This is a genomic window from Thalassobacterium maritimum, from assembly GCF_031127805.1.
Taxonomy (GTDB): Bacteria; Verrucomicrobiota; Verrucomicrobiia; order Opitutales; family Coraliomargaritaceae; genus Thalassobacterium; species Thalassobacterium maritimum.
In genome coordinates this window covers 1-534 of the sequence record NZ_JARXHW010000223.1, presented here as the reverse complement: position 1 = coordinate 534, position 534 = coordinate 1, and the positions used below count along the sequence as shown (strand labels likewise).

The 534-nt window shown below is 46.8% G+C and carries 1 protein-coding gene; it reads right to left on the bottom strand.

All coding sequences use genetic code 11. The features are described 5' to 3' along the window. Nucleotides 1-145 precede the first annotated feature (145 nt). The gene (locus QEH52_RS20130; protein ID WP_308952757.1) at nucleotides 146-421 is read right to left on the bottom strand and encodes a hypothetical protein; all 276 of its coding nucleotides are present in this window, start codon (nucleotides 419-421) and stop codon (nucleotides 146-148) included. Between the last annotated feature and the right edge of the window lie 113 nt (nucleotides 422-534).

The following is a 534-nucleotide window of genomic DNA, read 5'->3' as shown; positions in this document are numbered from 1 at the left end:
GGTATCCCCGGGAAGGGTTTCTACTAGATTTGCCCGATATAGGATCATTAAGTAGACCAGAGCAACTATAGGACGGAATCTGTTCATTTTACTTATCCAACGTGGAGCTCTGGCGCGCCGTAAGGCGTTGTCCAGAAGCGACTGGTTAGGTTTTGGATTTTTCCTTCGGTTCCAAATCCTCGATGACTTCCTCTGGTGTCCAAGCATACTGATTACTTTTAAAGCATCCGATGGCTGCCGACCCTCCAACTGCGCCTAGAAAAAACACGACGCTGCTTAGAATGAGCCGAGTCGCTAATTCTTTATTTTCAATTATTCCCCATAATGCGAAAATTGATGCCGCTACGCCTGTGATGATCGAAAACAGACAGACCATGAATAGGGCTTTATTCAATATTGATAGGACTTGGTTTCGTTTCATGTTTAATTTCTATTACCTATTAAGGTAGAACTGCCCGTTACCGGGCAGTCCCCTTGCAGATCCCTGCGTGCGGTATTCCCGCACAGGGCTCCTCAGTTGAGTCGCGCAGTGGT

Excerpts from the sequence above, each read along its gene's own strand:
- QEH52_RS20130 (WP_308952757.1), bottom strand. The coding sequence starts at position 421 with ATGAAACGAAACCAAGTCCTATCAATATTGAATAAAGCCCTATTCATG.